This window comes from Chryseobacterium sp. KACC 21268 (assembly GCA_028736075.1).
Classification (GTDB): Bacteria; Bacteroidota; Bacteroidia; order Flavobacteriales; family Weeksellaceae; genus Epilithonimonas.
Genome location: CP117875.1, coordinates 901,794 through 920,071 on the forward strand (window position 1 = coordinate 901,794; position 18,278 = coordinate 920,071).

Below are 18,278 nucleotides of genomic sequence, written 5' to 3' on the forward strand. Positions count from 1 at the left end.
GCAAAATCTGCTTCCTTTAATTTTATATCAAACTTCTAATCTTCGCAATCATATCATCGCCCAATTTGTCAGCTTCTTCCTGAGAAAATGCCTCCGTATAAATTCTGATAATAGGTTCTGTATTTGATTTTCTGAGGTGAACCCAGTTTTCAGGGAAGTCGATTTTCACACCGTCAACGGTTGATATTTCTTCGTTTTTATATTCTTCCTGAACTTTGATTAATAAAGCATCAACATCGATATCCGGCGTCAATTCTATTTTCTTTTTACCCATAAAATAACTTGGGTATGTTGCTCTCAATTCAGAAACCGTTTTGTTTTCTTTTGCCAAATGAGTCAAAAATAAAGCAACGCCAACCAAAGAATCTCTTCCGTAATGAAGCTCTGGATAAATGATTCCGCCATTTCCTTCACCACCGATTACCGCATTTTTTTCTTTCATTAAGGTTACCACATTCACTTCTCCAACAGCACTTGCAAAATATTCTGAATCAAGTCCATTCGCCACATCTCTCAATGCTCGGCTGGAGGAAAGATTGGAAATTGCCACGCCTTTTTTATCTTTCAAAAGGTAATCTGCAACGGCAACCAACGTGTATTCTTCGCCAAACATTTCGCCCCTTTCGTCCACCAAAGCCAGTCTGTCAACATCTGGGTCAACCACGATTCCCATATCCGCTTTCTCCTTGATGACCAATTCGCAGATGTCGCCAAGATGCTCTTTCAAAGGTTCTGGATTGTGAGGAAACTGTCCGTTTGGTTCGCAATAAAGTTTAATCACTTCAACTCCCAATTTCTCCAAAAGTGGTGGAATAGAAATTCCGCCGGTAGAATTTACAGCATCAAGCACAACTTTGAATTTCTTAGCTTTTATCGCCTCAACATCTACAGTTGGTAAATCTAAAATTTGTTTGATGTGAATGTCAAAAGCGTCGTCTCTGGTTTCATATTTCCCCAAATCATCCACTTCCGCATAATCGAAATCTTCATTTTCTGCCAAAGCCAAAACTTCTGCACCATTTTCGCCACTTATGAATTCGCCTTTGTCATTAAGCAATTTCAAAGCGTTCCATTGTTTTGGATTGTGAGAAGCGGTCAGGATGATTCCGCCGTCAGCTTTCAGTTCAGGAACCATAATTTCGACAGTCGGCGTTGTGGAAAGTCCCAAATCCACCACATTGATTCCTAAACCTTGCAAAGTTGAAGCAACAAGAGAAGAAACCATTTGACCGGAAATTCTCGCATCGCGACCTATGACAAGCGTTAAATCTTTTTTATTTTTATTGTTCTGAAGCCAAGTGCCGAAAGCAGAAGCAAATTTCACCACGTCAAGAGGCGTCAGGTTATCATTTACTTTTCCGCCGATAGTTCCTCGGATTCCGGAGATTGATTTTATTAATGACATTGTTTGATTTTAAGGTTTTTGTATTTTGAGTGCAAATGTATTAAAAAGAAGTGATTCTTAATTTAACCAAAGATTACAACGCAGGAATTTTGTCTTGAATTTTATCATAGATCTTCTTCACTTTTGCCGGCGCATTTAGTCGATAACCAATGAAAAAGAGAACGTAAAAATCATTTTCGGTCACATTTGAGTCGTTGTCTTTGTAATGATTTCCGGAATAATTGAACTTAGAACCGAAAAAAAACTTCTCAGAATTGTAACCCAAATGCAGTCCCGCACCAAAGTTTTGCGTGAAATAATTGTCCTTGTCTCTTTCGCTCAGGCTCACATCATTTTTATAATTGCTCCATCTTTTTCCTAATCCACCGTAGATAAAAGGCGCAATGTTGATATTTTTGGTAATGAGATAATTGTAATAATAACCAAGGTCGAGACTCAAATCTAAGCGTCTCTCACGGGATTTTATCCCATCCTGAATGTCGGAAAATATCACGTATTCATAATTAAAAGCCGGGACAAAACTGCCAGTACTAGTCGTTTGCCATTCTTTTTGGTAATAAATTCCCTGGAGCGAAAAATCTTTGTTAATGATATAAGACGTGGAACCACCGAAACTTTGAAACCTCAAATTTGGAAAAGTCAAATACGGGTCTTTGTTTTTTCTCCAATCTTCAACATAGTCTTGGGTGTTTTTCAGATAGTAACCTTTGCTGTTTTTATAGGAAAGCGTCTGAATGAAATTTTTCGGGAAAAATCTAAAATTGTAACTCGTAAAACTGCTTTTTCCCTTCAAATCATTGTTGTTACCGGGAATAAATTTTGGGGCAAAAGAAATACTCGCACTGATGAATTTGTAATCAATCCCAAAAGTTGTATTAATCTGATTATTGAGTGCCAATCTGGGTTCTACGAGAAGGTCTCGGGAAGAAATGACGAGTTCGTTCGTATTCGTATCGATATTCAATCGAAGCATAATCTTGTCGTCGTAGGAAATCACGCTACTATTGATACTGTCGTTTTGTGCAGATGTGAAAATGCAGAAAGTGAGCAGGATAAAAGTGAAAGATTGTTTCAACAGCCTTAATTATTAAAGCTAAAATTAAGCTTTTTTCAATTAAGAACACCCACAATCAGGACCACAGTTTTTACTGTCTTTCTTGGAAAATGTCTTGGCGAATTTCTTAAAAATGAAATACAATGCTCCCAAAACCAAAAATCCGATGATTGCGTACTGTATGATGATTGAGTTTTCCATTTTTTTAAATTTTCTTTAAGGATTTTTCTTGAAAATCATTTCAGAATCTGATAAGCAACAAGTGCCGAAAAGTATGCCAAAATGGTCATTGCAAAAGTCTGCAACATAGTCCATTTCAAACTTCTGGTTTCTTTGTAAACAACGGCTATTGTGGAAATACATTGCATCGCAAAAGCATAGAAAAGCAAAATCGAAACGCCTGTTGCAAAGCTGAAAACCTTTTCACCATTTGGATGAACGTCCAATCTCATTTTCTCAATCAATCGGCCTTCCGGCGCTTCCTCGTCCAAACTGTAAAGCGTTGACAAAGTTCCCACGAAAACTTCCCGCGCCGCGAAGCTTGTCAAAATTGAGATGCCCATTTTCCAATCGTAACCCAAAGGTGCAATCGCTGGTTCCATAGAACGACCGATTTTTCCCAGATAAGATTGTTCCAACTTCACATCAGAAGCAATCGTTTGATTTGTTTTTTCTGCTGGACCAAAATAACTCAGAGTCCATAAGATAATGCTCACTGCAAAAATCACTTTCCCCGCACCTGTGATGAATTCCCAAACCTTTCCTAAAACCAATTTGAAATCATAGCCAAACAAAGGCATTTTGTAGGTCGGCAAATCCATTACCAGGAAACTTTTGACTTTGGTTTTGATTAAATTTTTAAGAATCAATGAAGAAAATAATGACATTCCGAAACCTAGAAGATACATTGCCAAAAGTGCCAAAGCTCTGTACTTTATGCCATAAAAATTCTCGTCTGGAATAATCAATCCGATGATGATGCTGTAAACTGGTAACCTCGCAGAACACGTCATAAAAGGCGTTACGAGAATGGTAATCAATCTTTCTTTGATGTTTTCGATGTTTCTCGTGGACATAATCGCTGGAATCGCGCAAGCTGTTCCGGAAACCAATGGGACAATACTTTTTCCATTAAGTCCAAAAGGTCTTAAGAATCTGTCCATTAGAAAGATAACTCTTGCCATATAACCAGAATCTTCCAATAGATAAAGGAAATAAAGCAAAATCCCAATCTGTGGCGCGAAAATCACGATGCCTCCGATTCCTGGCACAATTCCGTTTGAAAGCAATGAATTAATTGGACCTTCAGGAAGATTCTCTCCGGAAAAATCGGAAAGCCAACTGAACGCACCTTCAATCCAATTCATCGGATATTCTGCCAGAAAGAAAACACTTTGAAAGATGATTAACAAAATCAAAAGAAAAACCAAATAACCCCAAACTGGATGAACCAAAATCCGGTCGAGTTTCTCCGTCAGCAATTGCTTTTTTTGAGGCGTTTTTTCTGTAGTTTCAGAGATTATTTTGTCGATATTCTGATAACGGCGAACCGTTTCCTGAATCTGAAGTCGTTTCGGAACATTGCATTTTGCATCTTCTTGGCTGATGATTTCGTTGATTCTTTCAATCTTTCCGAGATAAGTGTCGGCCGCGAGAAGTGTCCAGATTTTGTAAAGATTGTGGTCTTTTGTATTTTCAGCAATTTTGTGAACCAAACCTCTTTGTTCAATCGGAATTTCAAAAGTACTTTGGGAAGATTTTTTGAATTGATTATTAAAAATAGCTTCACGAACTTCCTCGATTCCCAAATGTTCCTTCGCATTTGTTCTTAGAATATCAACATTCAGTTTCTTGGAAAGCGCATCAGTATTGATTTTTATGCCACGTTTTTCCGCTTCATCAATTTGATTCACGACCATCAAAATCGGAATTCCCAAATCCTGAATCTGCTGAAACAAAAGCAAACTTCGCTTCATATTAATCGCATCCGCGATGTACAAAACGCCAGCATAGTTCTCCTGCTCCTGAATCAAATATCTGGAAAATATCGCCTCATCCTCGGAAGTCGGGTAGATGCTGTAAGAGCCGGGAAGGTCGGTGATTTCGACCTCTTCGTTTTTGTAAGTATAGTTTCCGGAAAGGCTAGCAACGGTAACGCCAGCGTAGTTTCCGGTTTTTTGTTTTCTGTTGCAAAGACCATTGAAAAGCGTGGATTTCCCGACATTCGGATTTCCAACCAATAGAATTTGTTTCTTGTTTTTCTGATTCTGCATTATCCCAACACTTCTACTTTGATGAATTTTGCTTCCTGCTCTCTCAATGCTACTCTTGTTTTTTCAGAGCCATATTCGATATAAAGCGGACCGTTGAATGGCGCTTGATAGAGAATTTGAAATGAGGTTTCCGGCAGAAGTCCCATTTCCAGTATTTTTGTAGGCATCTGCAGGTCATCATTGTCGTAGCCTGTGATCTTTCCCAATTTGTTTTTGGGGAAGCAGCACAATTTATCAGGATGTTTGTTTTGCAAAACTTATCGATTTTAGAACTGCAAATATAGCTTGTTTTAAATAAATCTAAATAAGGATATTAATCATAAAAAAACCGGGAAGTTAATTTCCCGGTTTGTGATTTTATTTTTTCTTTTTGTCTTTCACGACAGCAAGTTCTATTGGATTGTCGTTGGCATCATAAAAATCCTTCAGCATTTTTTCCTGTTTTTTCACCATCTCGCCAATGCTAATATCGCTTCCAGGAATTTTTTGAGACATCATTTCCGGTTTCAACATTGGTCGGATTGTAGCAAAAGGGTCTTTCTTGAAATCTGCAATTGTACTTTCAAATTTGTCTCTCGATACTTCCACACGTTTCGAAGTTCCTCCAGGAGAGATTTTTTCGATGTAAGAAAGCTCTTCAAAATTGTCAACTTTTTTATTTCCTTTCAGTTCCCAAGAGTAGTTTCCGCCGTCATCTTCAATTTTCACAATCAAACCAGGTAAACCATTGAATTTATATGGTCCATCTTGAAAAGGCAAGTCTGATGTAAACCAAGCGTTCCATTTTCTGCCTCCGAATTCTGTTGTCGCTTTCTGAGTATTGTAAGTTCCGATTTTCACTTTTTCGGATGTGATATTCCAATTGAATTTTGTGTTGTCAACATAACCCAATTTCATTGGCGTCATCCCGTTTTGAAGTCCTTCTTCCAAAATTACTTTCATATCTGGATAGACTTTTTCAACTTTGTAAGCGAATTTTGGCATTGTCATAGATTTGGACATATCCTGGAAAACGCCAGATTTTTGCATCGCCTCTACTTGAACTTTCATAATAGAATCCTGAGCCACCCAAGTGAAATCTCTGTAAAGTGATTTTTCTTTTGTGATGTCAAGCGTTGTCATTACTTTTTCAACTTTTGCAGAATCTTTTTTCGGTTTGAAAGTCAATTCGTAGAAGAATCGGTTGGAGGATGTTTGAGCAAATACCATTGTTCCAAACATCAAAATTGGAAGAATAAGTAATTTTTTGAGAGATTTCATATTTTATATTTTTTGTTTCTGAATAATTAGTGCAGGATTTTTTAAAATGTTACAGAATTATTGATACATTTTTTTAATCGATTCATTCAGCGTTTTGTAAATATGGAGTTGTTCTTCGTTTTTGATCAATTCTTCGTGTAGTTTCAAAACTCTTTCGTCGCCTCTCACGGCTGGTCCGGTTTGAGCCAATTTTGGCTCGAGATGTTGAATCTTTTCAACGGTTTCATTAATTAAAGGAATGAAATAATTAAAATCTAAATCCTGAGAATCCGAAATTTCCTTAGCTCTTGCAAACAGGTGATTCACAAAATTACAAGCGAAAACGGCGGTCAAATGAATGTATTTTCGCTTTTCGTAAGTTGAAACTTCCACATTATCAGAAATGATAGAAGCTAATTCAAACAAAGATTTTTCATCGATTTGATTGTCCGCTTCAATGAAAAACGGAATTTTGGAATAATCCAGATCTTTGGTTTTCGAGAAAGTCTGCAAAGGATAGAAACTTGCCTTTCGGTAATTGCCTTTCAAAATTTCTTTAGGCAAAGAACCAGAAGTATGAGCGACTAGCGCATTTTCATTTTTAATTAATTCAGAAATATTTTCAACGGCAGAATCCGAAACAGCGATGATGTAAAATTCCGCACTCTCAAGATTTTCAGTTGAATAAGGAATATTAAACTCGCTTGAAATTTTCGAAAGTTCAATTTCGTTTCGTCCATATATTTGATAAACCTTAATATTATTCTGAGTGAAAGCTTTTGCCAAATGATAAGCCACATTTCCCGAGCCGATGATTACTGTCTTCATAACAACAAAGATAAGGATTTGATGATTTGGATTTGATTAATAATATTTAAGGCTCGATTTTAGATTTAGCTTTATCCAAAGAAATTGAAAAAATAATTTAACTTTGGTCTTATTTTTTAATCAAAACTACGAAACATCTGAATGAAGCTCAAAGATGAGGAAATTGTAAACCTGCTAACTGCACCACAAACGGTAGAGAAAGGTTTGCGTGCGATGATGGATGCTTATCAGAGTCGTCTCTATTGGCATATCCGCAGGTTGATTGTCGACCACGACGGCGCTCAGGATGTTTTGCAGGATACATTTATCAAGGCGTATCAGAATATTCATCAGTTCAAAAGTGATAGCAAATTGTACACGTGGTTGTATAGAATTGCTACCAATGAGGCTTTGCAAGCGCTCAACAAAATGAACCGGATGAAAAAGACAGATGAAGATGCGGAATATCATATGCAAAATCTTGTAGCGGACAATGCGGGACAAGATGCTGCGGAGATTCAGGTTTTTTTGCAGAAGGCGATTCAGACTTTGCCAGAGAAACAGAAATTGGTATTCAATATGAGGTATTATGATGATCTGCCTTATGAGGAGATTTCGAAGATTTTGGATATGTCTGTCGGAACCTGTAAGACGAATTATCACTACGCCAAGGACAAAGTAGAAAGTTATATTAAGGACAATTACTCGCAAGAGTTTTAAAAAATAAAAGGAAATGAAAATCGATATAGAAAAATTAAACAGAAAAACGCCGTATCCGGAACCTTCCGAGGATTTTTTCAAACAGATGCAGGCGAATGTCATTTCACAAACAGTGGGAAAAAATCCAGTGGTCGTGAAAAAAGAAACAAAAGTTTTCGCTCTTGATTTCAAATGGATGGCAGCCGCAGCAGTTGTTTTGATTGGCGGAATCACCGCATTTTTTAGTCTTAATAACGATCCGGAAGTTTCTATGGCACAGCAGGCTCCAATGATTGACAGTGTTTATGAAGTAGAACAGCCAGTTCAAAAACCTTCAGCAGATCTTTTGGCTAATAATATCGTATCAACTCAACCTAAAAATGAGGTTTCAGAAACAAAACAATTAAAACAAAATTCTTCAGTTGCAATAGCGTCATCTGATTCTAAGGCCAAAATTAGTTCTGACAAAACTATCATCGACAGACAAGATTATGCGGTGGGAACAAAAACTAAATCTAAAATGGATGTAGAAAAAGTGTTAGCCGCATTTACACCAGATCAGTTGAAAGATATTGACAGAAATAGCGAACAAGACGTGTATCTTGACTTGTATAATTAATTAAAAATCAGAAAAATGAATAAATTCTTATTAATTGTTTTGATTGCCGGATTTTCCTCCGCTTACACCATGAAGGGTCAACAGCAGCGAGGTTCTGGAAATACAACTGGGCGAGGTAGTGGAAGTAACTATAGAAGTGGATCAACTAGTTCACTATCGCCTGCTGGATCTATGCAAAGACAGCAGTCAATTCCAAGAGCATCAGAGTGGCAGTCTATGAATATGAAGGAGCGGAAAGAGGCTGTGAGTAATATGTCTATAAAAGACAGAACGGCTTTTCTACAGAATGTGAAGGAGAATATCGTGATTGATGATTTGGAAATTTCAAAAGATAAGCAAGATGAATTCAAGGCTTTGTATGCCGAATATCAGAATAATCAGAAACTAATCAAAGAAAAATTTCATGCGGATAAAAATATGGATAACCTTTCTGATGATGAAGCTACAAAACGACTGAATCAAAGCTTTGATGTTGGCCAGCAGCTCCTCAATAATAGAAAAACTTATGCAGATAAATTTCTGAAGATCCTCACGCCGCAGCAAGTCCTGACGCTGTTCCAAACAGAAGGAAAAATGCGCGACAAAATGCTCGATAAAAAGAATGACAAATAACTCAGAAACCTCTAATTTTTAGAGGTTTTTTTTATTTTATCTGCCACATTTGCAATTGTCTGTAAATTATTTTCCTATTCTGTTAAAAATATGTATTTTCGCACACTATTATAAATACATACTATAAAATGGCAATTTTAGGCGAAATTAGAAAAAGATCATGGCTTCTGTTGGGCGTAATAGCTTTGGGATTGTTTGCATTTCTTTTCAACGCAGATACCTTTGATAAATTATTTTCAAAGAATCCAAATGTTTTTGGACAGGTCAATGGCGAAGATATTACAAGAGACGAGTACAATGACCAGTTGTTCATTATGCAACAGCAAGCACAGCAGCAAGGTCAGCCGACAAAAGGTTTGGAAGAGCAGGCTTGGCAGATCCTTGTGCAGTCAAAACTGATCAAACAGCAATTTGAAAAAACAGGATTGACGCTTTCAGATGAGACATTCTGGAGTCAAATTCAATATGATCCTATTTTCGCGCAGAATCAACAGTATTTTGATGATAAAGGAAACTTTAAAGTTCAACAGCTTAAAACCGATATAGAAAAATCTCAGGCTGCACAGCCAGAGGCTTACTCTTTTTGGTTGAAAAACAAAAAGGCTATCGAATACAGAATGATGGCTAGAATGCTTTTCGGAAATATTACTTCGGGAATCACGACCAGCAAAAAAGAAGCTGAGTTGATGGTGAAATTCCGTGATGATATGGCAAACATTGATTTCGTAAAAGTTGATTATCTGGAGTTTTCTAAAAAGAACAACGTAAAAGTAACGACTCAGGATCTTGCAGATTACATCAAATTACATCCAACGAGATTCAAAGCTACGGCTAGCAGAAATATTGCTTATGCTTATTTCCCAGCTGCTCCTAGTGCTCAGGATGATACTGCAACACTTAACGAAATTAATAAACTTTTCCTAAAGGGAACTGATGCTTCAAACGGTGCTGAGAATTTCCAGAACACGACGAATGATTCTATGTTTGTAGAACTTAATTCTGATGTTCCTTTCATTCCTCAGTATGTAACTACGGCTCAATTGCCACAAGAAATTAAAGATAAAGTTGCTACAGCAGCTATCGGGCAGACTTTTGGTCCTTACAAAGAGCAAACGCTTTATGTCGTATCAAAAGTATTAGACAGACAGATGAAGCCTTCGGATTCTGTAAGCTCCAGTCATATTTTGATCGCTTACAAAGGTGCTGAAAGATCTACAGCTACAAGATCTAAAGAAGAAGCAAAAGCTATCGCTGATAAGATATTGGCTGAAGTAAAAGCTAATCCTGCAAAATTCGCAGAAGATCTTAAACAGTCTGATGAGCCAAACGCGGTAGAAAGAAATGGAAGTGTGGGTTGGACAACGCCAGCTTCTCCATTTGCGCCAGGATATCTAAGCTTTTTGGCATCTCACAAAAAAGGAGATATTGGATTGGCAGAAACATCATTCGGATATCATATCATCAGAGTTGATGAGAGACCGGAAAGTTTGAAGTACAAAATTGCTCACTTGGCTAAAAATATCAAAGCGTCTGACAAAACTGAAAATCAAGTTCTGACTCAAGCAACTAGATTCATTCAGCAAACTCAAGGTAAAAGCTTTAACCAATTCAAAAGCTTAGCAGAGAAAAACAAATACAGATTTGATAATCCTAAAGCTGTAGGAAGATTCCAAGGAACGCTTCCAGGTATTGGCTCAGATAAAGATGCGGATGTGATTGCTTGGGCTTTCGATAAGAAAAGAGAAAATGGAGACACAGATATCTTCACTGTAGAAGGAACTGGTGATAGAATCGTAGCTTATGTGGTTGGAAAGCAAGATGAAGGTCTTGCAGATCCAGAAACGGTAAGAGATCAAATCGAACCAATCGTAAAAAATAAAGTCCTTGCTAAGAAAATCCTTGAGAAAATCAACGCTGGAAAATATGCTTCACTAGACCAAGCCGCAAAAGCATTGGGAACAACGAAAGCTAGTGCTACAATCAATGTCTTCAATCCTTCTGTAAATGGAGCAATGGAGCCAAAAGTTGCTGGAGCAGCGTTCGGAGTTGCTGTGAACAAATTGTCTCAGCCGATAGAAGGTATGACAGGTGTTTACTTAGTGGTTAAAAAATCAGTAACAACCAACAAATTGCCAGGAGACATCAAACAGATCACAGAATCTATCACGCAGCAGAATTCTCAGCAATTCACTGGAGCGCTATTAAAGAGTCTTCAGGATAATGCGAAGATCAAAGATTATAGAATTGACGTTTGGGACAAGAATCCTCAACAATAATTTCAAAATATATTACAACAAGCAAAAGCGGCATAATTGTCGCTTTTGTTGTTTTTTATTTATATCCATTATAAAACCAATATTCATTATATTTGCTAATTAGTAAAATCTACAAACGTGAAGTTAAGTAAAGAATTAAAAACAGGGCTCATCGCTATTTTTGCCATTATAGGTTTCGTTGTACTTTATCAATTTATGAAAGGAAAAAGTCTTTTCACAACGGACAATGTTTTCTTCGTGAAATACGACAATGTCGAAGGTCTTGCGGTTTCCAATCCTGTCTCCATCAACGGTCTGAAAGTAGGACAAGTTGATGAAATAAAGCCTATAACAACTGGTGGAAAATTACATTTTGTTGTAAAGCTAACCATAGACGATAATTTCGAATTTTCTAAAAGATCTACTGTTGAGATCTTCGAACCTGGATTGATGTCTGGAAAGGAAATGAGAGTTAATTTGTTTTATGGTGGGCAAACTGCAAAAGATGGTGATACGTTGGCTGGTAACTATCAATTATCAATGCTTAACTCATTGTCATCACAAGTAAAACCAGTGAAAGACCAATTGTCAAATGTATTGCTGAAGTTAGATTCGACGCTTGCAAGCACCAACAAAATTGTTGATGAGCAAAACAGAAGAGAAATCAAATTATTACTTTCAAATCTTAATAAAACAATCGAATCTTTCAAAGGTGCATCTGACAGAACAAACTCTATTCTCGCAAATAACGAAAAAGGCCTACACGAAGTGGTTGCAAATGCCAATGCGGCAATGATGACTGCCAACAAAACGCTGGACAAATACGGTGCTGTAGCAGAACGTGTGGATATTGATAAATTGAATGGAACAATCGACCAGTTCAACCAAACAGCTGGCAAACTGAATAACGTTATTTCTGGCATACAAAACGGCGAAGGTTCGCTTGGTAAATTGGCGAAAGATGAAGAGCTTTACAACAATCTAACTAAGACTTCTAAGAACTTGAATGAGTTGGTAGAAGACTTCAAAGTTAACCCTAAGAGATATGTCAATTTCTCTGTCTTTGGTAAAAACGCAGACAAAAAATAAGCTATGCAATATATTGATAATGCTATTTTCCTGATTCTTTTAATTGCTGGTTTCGGACTGTTCTTTAAAAGTCTGAAAGAGATCTATCGCAATATCAAATTAGGAAGAGAGATCAACAGAACCGATAGAAAAGCAGAACGATGGGCGATCATGTCCAGAGTCGCGCTTGGACAAAGTAAGATGGTGAAACGCCCGATTGCAGGGATTTTGCATATTTTCGTCTATGTTGGGTTTGTAATTATCAATATCGAAGTACTGGAAATTATCATTGATGGCATCTTCGGAACACATCGGTTTTTACAAGGTATTTTAGGTGATACCTTCTATGGTTTTTTCACATCCTCTTTGGAAGTTTTGGCACTATTGGTGGTGATTGCAGTCGTGGTATTTTTCATTAGAAGAAATTTCTACGGCGTGAAAAGACTGACGATGAAAGAACTTTTCGGTTGGCCAAAGAATGATGCGAATTGGATTTTGATCATCGAGTTTGCTTTGATGGTTGCTTTCTTCACGATGAATGGTGCAGATTATTATGCTGATACCAATCGCTTCGGAGGCAATTTTCCTATTTCAAAATACATATTTCCATTCTTTCAGAATTTCAATGTAGAAACACTTCATATTGTTGAGAAATCCGCTTGGTGGTTTCATTTTGTCGGGATCTTATTCTTTATGAATTATCTATATTACTCAAAACATCTTCATATTATTTTGGCATTCCCAAACACCTGGTTTGCAAATCTTGAGAAAAAGGGAAAATTCAACAATCTGGATTCTGTTACGAAGGAAATCAAATTAATGATGGATCCGAACGCAGATCCTTATGCTGCACCGGCAGAAGGCGCAACAGAAGTGCCATCAAAATTTGGAGCAGAAGATATTTTTGATTTGGATCAGCATCAATTGATGAGCGCTTATTCTTGTACAGAATGTGGACGTTGTACTTCGGTTTGTCCTGCCAATATCACAGGTAAGAAACTTTCACCAAGGTTGATAATGATGAAAACCAGAGATCGTCTGGAGGAAGTCGGAAAAAACATCAACAAGAACGGTGGAAAATTCGTTGAAGACGGAAAAAAACTGGTCAATGATTATATAACTAAAGAAGAACTTTGGGCGTGCACCACTTGTAATGCTTGCGTAGAAGCTTGTCCGGTTCTGATTGATCCTCTATCGATTATATTTGAAATGAGAAGGTTTTTGGTAATGGAGCAATCTGCCGCGCCACAAGAATTAAATCTAATGATGACCAATGTGGAGAATAATGCAGCACCTTGGCAATACAATCAAGCCGATCGTTTGAATTGGGCGAAGGATTAATCTAAAAGTAAAAGTACATTTTACATTAATACAAAATACATTTTACAACAAATGGATTTCACTATAAAAACAATGGCGGATTACTCTGCAGAAAGCAAATCTCCGGAAGTTCTCTTCTGGGTCGGTTGCGCTGGAAGTTTCGATGACAGAGCCAAAAAAATAACCAAAGCATTCTGCAAAATTCTAAATAAAATCGGAGTTGAATTCGCTGTTCTTGGACAAGAAGAATCCTGCACAGGTGACCCTGCAAAACGTGCTGGAAACGAGTTTGTTTTCCAAATGATGGCTTTGACCAATATCGAAGTTTTGAATGCTTACGAAGTGAAAAAAATCGTAACGGCTTGTCCACACTGTTTCAATACTTTGAAGAACGAATATCCTAGTCTTGGCGGAAATTACGAAGTTTTACATCATACACAGTTCCTAAAAGATTTAATGAATGATGGCAGACTGAAAATCGAAGGCGGAAGTTTCAAAGGCAAAAAAATCACTTTCCACGATCCATGCTATCTCGGAAGAGGAAATGGCGAATACGAAGCGCCGAGAATGCTCCTTGAAAAATTGGATGCCGAATTGGTAGAGATGAAACGCTGCAAAACCAACGGACTCTGTTGTGGAGCTGGCGGCGCGCAAATGTTCAAAGAACCGGAAAAAGGAAACAAAGACATCAATGTGGAAAGAACAGAAGAAGCCCTTTCATTCGAACCGAAGATCATTGCTACGGGATGCCCGTTTTGCAACACGATGATGACGGATGGCGTGAAACATTTCAATAAAAATACAGAAGTAGAAGTCAAAGATATTGTAGAACTATTGGCAGAGGCAGAGGACTTGTAGTTTTATGAATATTAAATGGGGTGCATCGTTCATATTTTTTTTATTTGTTCTGAGTTATTTGACCTATTCAAGTTATCAGAACAGAGTTTATGATTGGGATATGCCGGGATATTTGGGAAGCATCTATTCCTGGGACTACCCAAATGATGCAGAAAAAGTACATTCCCTCACATATTCTTCGATCAAAGAAGAAGCGAGCCCAGAGAAGTATAAAGATATTATTTCTCTTAATTTGCCTAATAAAGTATTCGAAAAAGATTACTCGGCATTCTCAGAACAGTTGCCCTACTATCAGATAAAGGTCGGATACAATGCGCTCATTTATACAGTTCATAAAATAGGGTTTTCTGGTCCTACCTCTTTATTTATCGTGAACTTTCTGGCTTATTTTATTTCAGGATTGTTGATTTTTTATTTTCTAATGAGTCTTTTTCCGAAGTACTATTTGGTTGCACCCATTATTTCTATATCAATTCTCAGTCTGCCAGTTCTAAGAGAGATGGCAGAAAATCCTACGCCAGATATATTGTCTTTTGTCCTCTTGTTATTATTTATCATTTCTGTCTTGCAGAAGAGAAGCGCGGCTACTCAGTTTATCTTGTTGTTAATCAGTGTCTTGATAAGGCCAGATTATATCATATTTGCACTATCCTATTTATTTTTAGCAATATTTTTCCGGTTTATTAAAGAAAACAAGAAAGTAGATTTTTCTTTGATTGGCCAGGCTTTAATTATGGTAATTGTTTATTTGATTATTATAAAGTATTATCATTATCCAGGATGGAATGATGTCTTTTATGACACTTTTATCCACAGAAGACCTGTGATTTCAGCTGAGCCAGCCAATTTTACATTTAAACAGTATTGGGATTTATTAATTTTCAAACTTGTAAATTTTAAAAGAATTTCGATAGTTTCCAGTGTTATCCTTACTGCAATATTTTTTGTTTCCAAAGATCTTTTTGTGAGGATGCTTTCCAGCTTGGTGTTTTTAAATATTTACTTCAAATTTTTGTTGTTTCCACAAGGTGGGACTTTAAGATTTTTTTTAGGCTTTGTCATTATTCTATTTCTAATCTTAATATATGCTGTAAGCACGAAAAATATTAAGCTCTTTAAACTGAAGAAAATTTCATAATTTTGATAAAAGTTTTTTTATGAAAATCGAGGAATCTAATATAGTGGAAACAAGCGATTATCGAGTAATAATCTATCCAGCGTCAAGACCTTTCACAGCTAAAGAAAGCAAAACAATTGCTGAAAAGCTTTACGATTTTTTAGGTGATTGGGCTGCTCACGGAAAAGAGCTCTCGTCTTCTTTCAAAATTGAAAAGAACCAATTCATCATCATCTGTGTTGATGAGGAGAAAGAAGCGGCTTCTGGTTGCAGCATTGATGCTCTGGGGAAAGTGATGAGAGAGTTGGATTCTCAGTTCGAGCTTGGATTGTTTGACAGGATGAAGGCCAGCTTCATAGAAAATGGTGAAGTCAAAACTTTGAAACTATCTGATTTTAAGAATAAAATTAGAAGTGGCGAATTATCAAAAGATATCGAAGTTTTTGATTTCTCCAAGAATACGTATCTGGATTTTCTGAGCCACTTTATTCAGCCTTTCAGTAGGAGCTGGGCATCTTCCATTTCTTAGTTTTTAGGTCCAATCTCAACAGAAAACTTTGAAAATACTTTTCATTTCTTCTTGGTTTCCCAATAAGCAGGAACCTACGAATGGTAATTTTGTGCAGCGTCACGCAGAAGCTGTAGCAACGCAACATGATGTAGAAATCCTGCATACGATTGGAGATTTTAACCAGAAAGAGATTTTTGTGTTTGATGATCATGTGATTAATGGAATCAGAACGCTTATTGTTTATTATAAAAATTCGAAGAATCCAATTCAGAATTTTCTCAGAAGAATGAAAGCGTACAGAATGGGATTTGCAAAAATGCAGAAACCGGATTTGGTCCACGCAAATGTGCTTCACAATAACATGCTTTTTGCTGTTTACCTGAAAAAGAAGCACAAAATCCCGTTTGTGGTAACCGAGCATTGGACAGTACTTAGAAAAATAAATCACGGGACAACTTCTCCTGTTATCAAAAATATTGCAAAGTTTATAGGCAATCAGGCAGCTGCAATTCTGCCGGTGAGCGATGACCTAAAAAAAAGCCTTGTAGCATTAGGAATAAAAAAGCCGATGAAAGTTGTTCCAAATGTCGTAGATACAGCTCTTTTCGAGCCTTTGGATGTTGAGAAGAAAGAATTTACTTTCATTCACATATCCAATTTGATTCCAAGAAAAAATGCAGATAAAATCCTAAATGTAACGGTTAATCTACTGAAAAAGGGATTCCCTATAAAACTGAAAATCGGGGGAGATGGAGAAACGGTTAACTTGAGAACCATCGTCGCAAAAGAAGGTCTTGAAGATAAAATCGAGATATTTGACACTTTAACGATTTCCGAAGTTTCGCAAAAATTAAAGACTTCTGACTGCTTCATACTTTTCAGTAATGATGAAAATCAGCCTTGTGTCATTGCAGAGTCTTTTGCGTCTGGAATCAAAGTGATTTCTACCAATGTTGGAGGGATTTCAGAGTTTTTTCCGGATCATTTTGGGATTTTAATAGACAGGCCAGATGAACTTCTCCTCGAAAATGCTATGCTGGAATTGATGAATGAAGATCAAATTCTGAATAAAAAACAAATCGCTGACTACGCAAAAAAAACATTTTCCCAGGAAGCAATCGCAAACCAATATTCGGCAGTTTACAAAAACGTTCTATCAGGAAATAACAGATTTGAGAACTGATGAATAGCCTAAAGGAATTTTTAAGCGGTTTTCTCAAAAACAAAGGACATCATGTTTTTCTTTCTTTCCTGATTGCTAAAATCTGTGGTTTTTTAAGTTCTATCGTTATCATCAGACTTTTGTCAGAGAGTGATTATGGCGTTCTGAGTATTGTGATGTCTGTTTTTGCCATTTTTCTGCCTTTTTCAGGATTGGGAAGCAATCAGATTTTGCTACGATATGGCTCTATCACAGAAAATAATGACAAACAGAGATTGTCATCATATCTTTTCTATAAAGGTCTTTTCTACGAGTTTATATTAATTTTAGTATTCCTCGGATTCTCTTTGATATATGGTGAAAAATACGAGGATGCCTATGTGATTTTTTTATTTTGCGGTATTAGATTATTGGGTTTTTATCTGTCAAATCACATCCAGACCTACTACAGGATTATTGGTAAGAATAGTGTTTTTGCCAATGTCAATAATGTTATCAATATCGGCGGATTCATTATTCTGGTAGTTTTTACCTATTTTTTTAAGTTTTATGGTTATCTTTTTGCGATTGCTATTATTCCGTATCTGTCTTTATTATGGCTAAAAAAGGAGATATTCTCATCGAAAGCACAAGAGCCGGAGAATAAAAAAGAACTTTGGAGATTTGGAATTTTCACGGCGGCAACATCTGTGATCTCGGAAACATTATTCGCATTGGACATTTTGCTGTTAGGCTATTTTATGAATGAAAATGCTGTTGCTAATTACAAAGTTGCCATCTTGTTACCTTCCAATATTCCGTTTTTGGCCATTAGTTTTATGCAAAGTGACTATCCGTTGCTTTCCAAAAATTATCAGAACAAGACATTTCTTACCTCGTACATTCGGAATTATTACAAATTATTTATTCCTATCTGTATAGGGATTTTGTTGTTTTTCTACGTTTTTAAGGATTTGTTGATAAGGTTTTTCTTTGGCGAAAATTATGTGGAGAATGATAACCTGATGATGATTCTACTATTTGGATTCACATTTGGAATGCTGTCTCGAAATCTGTTTGGGAATCTCCTGCCGGCAGTCGGTAAGATTGAAATAAACACTTGGGTATCTGTGATTTCATTGATATTACTTTCTACTATTTCCTATTTTTTAGTATCTGCTTATGGCATTTTAGGAATGGGCATTGCCTTAGCAAGTATGATCATTTGGGAAGGAACAGCCTATATTTTTTGTTTCAGCAATTATCTTAAAAAGCTATCGTAATCGATTCATTTTTTAGA

18 protein-coding genes are annotated in these 18,278 nt (G+C 36.7%); 11 read left to right on the plus strand and 7 right to left on the minus strand.

The window, feature by feature from the left end; genetic code table 11:
• Positions 1-22: 22 nt before the first annotated feature.
• From glmM to PQ459_04350, 7 genes are all read right to left on the minus strand, one after another.
• Positions 23-1,405: a phosphoglucosamine mutase gene (gene glmM / locus PQ459_04320; GenBank protein WDF47715.1), complete on the minus strand. Its 1,383-nt coding sequence runs from the start codon at positions 1,403-1,405 to the stop codon at positions 23-25.
• 73 nt (positions 1,406-1,478) lie between these two features.
• Complete coding sequence (locus PQ459_04325) at positions 1,479-2,480, minus strand: DUF4421 family protein (protein WDF47716.1); 1,002 nt, start codon at positions 2,478-2,480, stop codon at positions 1,479-1,481.
• A gap of 39 nt (positions 2,481-2,519) precedes the next feature.
• Entirely contained in the window at positions 2,520-2,660 is a 141-nt protein-coding gene (locus PQ459_04330; protein ID WDF47717.1) for a FeoB-associated Cys-rich membrane protein, read from the minus strand.
• Positions 2,661-2,695: 35 nt separating this feature from the next.
• Positions 2,696-4,732: a ferrous iron transport protein B gene (gene feoB / locus PQ459_04335; protein WDF47718.1), complete on the minus strand. Its 2,037-nt coding sequence runs from the start codon at positions 4,730-4,732 to the stop codon at positions 2,696-2,698.
• Positions 4,732-4,986, minus strand: a complete 255-nt coding sequence (locus PQ459_04340) for a FeoA family protein (protein WDF47719.1) — start codon at positions 4,984-4,986, stop codon at positions 4,732-4,734. The genes feoB and PQ459_04340 overlap by 1 nt, the downstream gene beginning before the upstream one ends.
• Before the next feature lie 103 nt (positions 4,987-5,089).
• Positions 5,090-5,992, minus strand: a complete 903-nt coding sequence (locus tag PQ459_04345) for a GLPGLI family protein (GenBank protein ID WDF47720.1) — start codon at positions 5,990-5,992, stop codon at positions 5,090-5,092.
• A 57-nt stretch (positions 5,993-6,049) separates the two neighbouring features.
• Complete coding sequence (locus PQ459_04350; GenBank protein ID WDF47721.1) at positions 6,050-6,799, minus strand: DUF2520 domain-containing protein; 750 nt, start codon at positions 6,797-6,799, stop codon at positions 6,050-6,052.
• Between the two features lie 141 nt (positions 6,800-6,940).
• Between PQ459_04350 and PQ459_04355 the strand changes: the two genes are divergently transcribed.
• The 11 genes from PQ459_04355 to PQ459_04405 all read left to right on the plus strand — a co-directional run bounded on the left by PQ459_04355 (position 6,941) and on the right by PQ459_04405 (position 18,261).
• Positions 6,941-7,498: an RNA polymerase sigma factor gene (locus tag PQ459_04355; GenBank protein ID WDF47722.1), complete on the plus strand. Its 558-nt coding sequence runs from the start codon at positions 6,941-6,943 to the stop codon at positions 7,496-7,498.
• A gap of 13 nt (positions 7,499-7,511) precedes the next feature.
• Complete coding sequence (locus PQ459_04360) at positions 7,512-8,096, plus strand: hypothetical protein (GenBank protein ID WDF47723.1); 585 nt, start codon at positions 7,512-7,514, stop codon at positions 8,094-8,096.
• A 15-nt stretch (positions 8,097-8,111) separates the two neighbouring features.
• Entirely contained in the window at positions 8,112-8,708 is a 597-nt protein-coding gene (locus tag PQ459_04365) for a hypothetical protein (protein ID WDF47724.1), read from the plus strand.
• 128 nt (positions 8,709-8,836) lie between these two features.
• The gene (locus PQ459_04370; GenBank protein WDF47725.1) at positions 8,837-10,984 is read left to right on the plus strand and encodes a SurA N-terminal domain-containing protein; all 2,148 of its coding nucleotides are present in this window, start codon (positions 8,837-8,839) and stop codon (positions 10,982-10,984) included.
• 117 nt (positions 10,985-11,101) lie between these two features.
• The gene (locus PQ459_04375; protein WDF47726.1) at positions 11,102-12,052 is read left to right on the plus strand and encodes an MlaD family protein; all 951 of its coding nucleotides are present in this window, start codon (positions 11,102-11,104) and stop codon (positions 12,050-12,052) included.
• Positions 12,053-12,055: 3 nt separating this feature from the next.
• On the plus strand, positions 12,056-13,372 hold the full coding sequence (locus PQ459_04380) for a 4Fe-4S dicluster domain-containing protein (protein ID WDF47727.1): 1,317 nt from the start codon (positions 12,056-12,058) through the stop codon (positions 13,370-13,372).
• Between the two features lie 51 nt (positions 13,373-13,423).
• The gene (locus tag PQ459_04385) at positions 13,424-14,209 is read left to right on the plus strand and encodes a (Fe-S)-binding protein (GenBank protein ID WDF47728.1); all 786 of its coding nucleotides are present in this window, start codon (positions 13,424-13,426) and stop codon (positions 14,207-14,209) included.
• A 4-nt stretch (positions 14,210-14,213) separates the two neighbouring features.
• A complete protein-coding gene (locus PQ459_04390; GenBank protein ID WDF47729.1) occupies positions 14,214-15,347 on the plus strand; it encodes a hypothetical protein in 1,134 nt (377 codons plus the stop codon).
• Positions 15,348-15,366: 19 nt separating this feature from the next.
• On the plus strand, positions 15,367-15,855 hold the full coding sequence (locus PQ459_04395; protein ID WDF47730.1) for a hypothetical protein: 489 nt from the start codon (positions 15,367-15,369) through the stop codon (positions 15,853-15,855).
• Positions 15,856-15,883: 28 nt separating this feature from the next.
• Positions 15,884-17,020: a glycosyltransferase gene (locus PQ459_04400; protein WDF47731.1), complete on the plus strand. Its 1,137-nt coding sequence runs from the start codon at positions 15,884-15,886 to the stop codon at positions 17,018-17,020.
• Positions 17,020-18,261, plus strand: coding sequence for an oligosaccharide flippase family protein (locus PQ459_04405; GenBank protein WDF47732.1), 1,242 nt, complete (start codon positions 17,020-17,022; stop codon positions 18,259-18,261). The genes PQ459_04400 and PQ459_04405 overlap by 1 nt, the downstream gene beginning before the upstream one ends.
• Positions 18,262-18,278: the final 17 nt, after the last annotated feature.

What these genes read in the sequence shown, in the direction of transcription:
- PQ459_04350 (WDF47721.1), bottom strand. Translation starts at nt 6,799, where the DNA reads ATGAAGACAGTAATCATCGGCTCGGGAAATGTGGCTTATCATTTGGCA.
- PQ459_04370 (WDF47725.1), top strand. Translation starts at nt 8,837, where the DNA reads ATGGCAATTTTAGGCGAAATTAGAAAAAGATCATGGCTTCTGTTGGGC.
- PQ459_04385 (WDF47728.1), top strand. Translation starts at nt 13,424, where the DNA reads ATGGATTTCACTATAAAAACAATGGCGGATTACTCTGCAGAAAGCAAA.
- PQ459_04380 (WDF47727.1), top strand. Translation starts at nt 12,056, where the DNA reads ATGCAATATATTGATAATGCTATTTTCCTGATTCTTTTAATTGCTGGT.
- PQ459_04355 (WDF47722.1), top strand. Translation starts at nt 6,941, where the DNA reads ATGAAGCTCAAAGATGAGGAAATTGTAAACCTGCTAACTGCACCACAA.
- PQ459_04395 (WDF47730.1), top strand. Translation starts at nt 15,367, where the DNA reads ATGAAAATCGAGGAATCTAATATAGTGGAAACAAGCGATTATCGAGTA.
- glmM (WDF47715.1), bottom strand. Translation starts at nt 1,405, where the DNA reads ATGTCATTAATAAAATCAATCTCCGGAATCCGAGGAACTATCGGCGGA.
- feoB (WDF47718.1), bottom strand. Translation starts at nt 4,732, where the DNA reads ATGCAGAATCAGAAAAACAAGAAACAAATTCTATTGGTTGGAAATCCG.
- PQ459_04365 (WDF47724.1), top strand. Translation starts at nt 8,112, where the DNA reads ATGAATAAATTCTTATTAATTGTTTTGATTGCCGGATTTTCCTCCGCT.
- PQ459_04390 (WDF47729.1), top strand. Translation starts at nt 14,214, where the DNA reads ATGAATATTAAATGGGGTGCATCGTTCATATTTTTTTTATTTGTTCTG.
- PQ459_04330 (WDF47717.1), bottom strand. Translation starts at nt 2,660, where the DNA reads ATGGAAAACTCAATCATCATACAGTACGCAATCATCGGATTTTTGGTT.
- PQ459_04345 (WDF47720.1), bottom strand. Translation starts at nt 5,992, where the DNA reads ATGAAATCTCTCAAAAAATTACTTATTCTTCCAATTTTGATGTTTGGA.
- PQ459_04405 (WDF47732.1), top strand. Translation starts at nt 17,020, where the DNA reads ATGAATAGCCTAAAGGAATTTTTAAGCGGTTTTCTCAAAAACAAAGGA.
- PQ459_04360 (WDF47723.1), top strand. Translation starts at nt 7,512, where the DNA reads ATGAAAATCGATATAGAAAAATTAAACAGAAAAACGCCGTATCCGGAA.